This is a genomic window from Actinomyces bouchesdurhonensis (assembly GCF_900128465.1).
In the GTDB taxonomy this organism is placed as follows: Bacteria; Actinomycetota; Actinomycetes; order Actinomycetales; family Actinomycetaceae; genus Pauljensenia; species Pauljensenia bouchesdurhonensis.
Genome location: NZ_LT635870.1, coordinates 1,179 through 4,060, shown reverse-complemented (window position 1 = coordinate 4,060; position 2,882 = coordinate 1,179). Strand labels below are relative to the sequence as shown.

At 63.6% G+C, this 2,882-nt stretch carries 3 protein-coding genes and 2 pseudogenes; 4 read left to right on the top strand and 1 reads right to left on the bottom strand.

Translation table 11 applies throughout. The annotated features are described in order from the left end of the window. On the top strand, positions 1 to 428 hold a 428-nt coding region (gene ybeY / locus BQ7477_RS10645; RefSeq protein WP_073983890.1), incomplete at its 5' end, for an rRNA maturation RNase YbeY. Next, the gene (locus BQ7477_RS10640) at positions 425 to 1,030 is read left to right on the top strand and encodes a DUF21 domain-containing protein (RefSeq protein ID WP_234968824.1); all 606 of its coding nucleotides are present in this window, start codon (positions 425 to 427) and stop codon (positions 1,028 to 1,030) included. The genes ybeY and BQ7477_RS10640, both read left to right, overlap by 4 nt. 65 nt (positions 1,031 to 1,095) lie before the next feature. On the opposite strand, the gene BQ7477_RS10635 is transcribed toward BQ7477_RS10640, so the two are convergent. Next, a complete protein-coding gene (locus BQ7477_RS10635) occupies positions 1,096 to 1,218 on the bottom strand; it encodes a toxin-antitoxin system antitoxin subunit (protein ID WP_073983875.1) in 123 nt (40 codons plus the stop codon). Between the two features lie 67 nt (positions 1,219 to 1,285). Here BQ7477_RS10635 and BQ7477_RS12875 point away from each other — a divergent pair. After that, positions 1,286 to 1,492, top strand: a pseudogene (locus tag BQ7477_RS12875) (PhoH family protein); the annotation flags it as partial. Between the two features lie 1,127 nt (positions 1,493 to 2,619). After that, a pseudogene (locus tag BQ7477_RS10620) lies at positions 2,620 to 2,882 on the top strand (S8 family serine peptidase); the annotation flags it as partial.

Here is a 2,882-nt window from a genome sequence, read left to right as displayed (position 1 = left end):
CCGACTACGAGATCAACGAAGCCGAGTTTTCCGCACTGGCCGACTACGTGCTCGACCAGATGCACGTCAGCTCCGACGCGGAAGTGAACATCATCTTCATCGAGCCCGAGCCGATGGAAGACCTCCACGTGCGCTGGCTCGACCTGCCCGGCCCGACCGACGTCATGAGCTTCCCCATGGATGAGCTGCGCCCCGGCACCGCCGACCGCCCCACGCCCCCCGGCATGCTCGGCGACATCTGCATCTGCCCGCAGGTCGCCGCCCGCCAGGCCGCAGAATCCGGCCACAGCGCCGCCGAGGAAATGCTCCTCCTGGCCACGCACGGCATGCTGCACCTGCTCGGCTACGACCACGCGACCGACCCCGAGCGCGAAGTCATGTTCGCGCTCCAGCGCAAGCTCCTGCTCACCTTCCTGGCCACCCGATGACCCTCACGCTTCCCCTGGAGGCGTCCCCGGCCTCGCCGATCCTGGACGTGCCCTCGATCGCCCTGCTGGTCCTGGCGCTCATCTCCCTGGCCTTCGCCTCGCTCGCCCAGTGCGTCGAACAGGCCATTCAGCGTCTGACCCTGGCCGGCGTCGAAGACCTGATCGAGGAGGAACGACGCAACGCGCGCCTCCTGTACGGCCTCGTCGAACGCCGCCGCCGCACGCTCCTGTCGCTGCGCGCGTTCCGTACCTTCTGGCAGGTCGTCTACGCCGTCATGGGTACCATCGTCCTGGTCGCCACACGCCTGCCGTGGTGGGGCGTCGCCCTCGTCGCGGTGACCGTCATCGCGGCCCTGCAACTCCTCTTCGTCTCCTTCCTGCCCGCCCAATGGGGCGCGCGTAACCCCGAGGGTATCGGCTTGGCGGGCAGCCGCTTCGCCGACCGGCTGGTACAGATAAGCCACCTGGCCGACCCGATCCTGAAGCGGCTACGCTCCTCGCGCCCCACCCCCGAACCCACCGAGGCGCAGGTGCGCGCCGAGCTGATCTCCGACCTGCGCGAGATCGTCGACGAGGTCGGCGAACCCGAAAGCTTCGANTGAAACGAGTTCTTCGAGGGTGGGCATGGCTCAATATTCCAGGAGGGAGAGATACTGTGGGCGTGCTTTCATTGCGTGAAGCTGCCGTTTTTTCGCAGCATTTCAACGTCATACCCGGCTTCTGCCTCTGCGACCCACGCATCAATCTGTTCGTCGCTGACAGCTTCCCCGTGAATGGCCTGTTTGTTCATAGACACAGGCTAATACGAAGGTGATGAGGCTGAGGAAGATGGGGCGGCAGAGTAGAATAAAAGCAGTATGACTACGGAGAACACAGCGCCGACGCTCGCGGCGGCCACCCTCGCACACACCACGGGGCGCGTCACGATCCCCGCAGACATGGACCCGATCACGGTCCTCGGCGTCGCAGACCAGGTTCTGCGCGCCCTCGAACGGGGCTTCCCGCACGTCCGCTTCCTCGTGACCGGGCGCGACATCTCCCTGGCGGGCANCCGACGCGAACTCAAGCGGCCCTGGCCCGCGTTGCGCGGCATCGCCAGCGACACCATGGACGCGCGCGTGAAATCCTGCGTCGCCAGCACCCTCGCCATAGCATCCCGGTCGATGCGTGGAGGAGCGAGCCTCCGATTCCACGCCCACCAGCGCTGCTGCAAACTCGTCGCAATCGTCGCAGGAGACAAGCTCGGCACATGATTCCCCTTCGACGAAAACGTCGTCGGAGTCACCAGGCGCACCTCCCACGTGGTGTTCTGATCGCGCTGCGCCAACTCCTCCCACGACGCCTGGTTAACGATCTGACCCTCAGTCGCAACCAGCACCGCGTCATCCTCGGTTCCCGCACCGAGACGCATGACGCCACCCCACGCCAGCCACGCGTCAAGCGTGTCGACCAGGCGATCGTCCAAGAAGCGCACCTCGACCCCGAACCTGGACTCCGAACGACTCAACTCTCCGAGCGAATACGGCTTCACACCACCCGCCCCATGCAGTGGTCGATGCGCCAGCGTCGGAAACCGCGCCGCCCTCGCTGGGCTGACCCCCGGCGGTAGGTCCAGCACCGCCGACAGGGCAGCATGCAGTCGCCTCGGCGTGGCTGGCACCCCCTCGGGCGCGTCAAAGCTCACGTAAACGGATGCTGGCATCGGTGCCTCCCATCACTCGGGTATGACTGCCGTCTCTGACCGTATCACATGTCTGATGATGGGTCACAGTGGAACTGTCAAGATGAATGTCCATGTGTAATGACATCGGTAGAAACAAGTAAAACGGCGGAGAGTGCAGTGTAAGCATGATGAGATATTTCAGAATGCGCCAAAGTGTCAAGCCAATTGTGCGATGCCTGGGTCTGAATGTCGGCACGAATTGCAAGATCGGTAGTTGAGTGTCAAGGCTTGATCGCCCCTCATGAGGTGCGCCGGTCGCGCCTGTGAATTCGGGGCTTGCTCACATCTGGTCGGCTTCCGACAGTCGGACATTCCCGCCCAATCCTGAGAAGGTCAAGACTTCTTAAAATGTGAAACCCTCTATGAGGTTTGTCAGCAACCTTGGAATCATTGTTGGATGACGCGCTGTCTGGACTGACCAGGGGCCGCGTCTCCGTTAGCACAGCAGCACAGAAACGAGGAACTCTGATGCATCAACGCTCATGGAAGGCCCTCATCGCGGGAGGGGCCGCCCTCACAGTCGGCCTCACCCTCACCGCGTTCGGGGCCCCCACTCACGCGGAAGGCGTCGCAGGAATCACCTCCGAGGCGCGCGCCCAGGACGAGGTCATGAACTACGCGGTCAACCTGCCCGCCACCGCCTCGCGCTACGACTTCAACGCGGCAGTATCCAAGGCCTCGGAAAATGGCGTGGTCCTAGCCCAATACCCCGAATTCAACTCCTTCTTCGT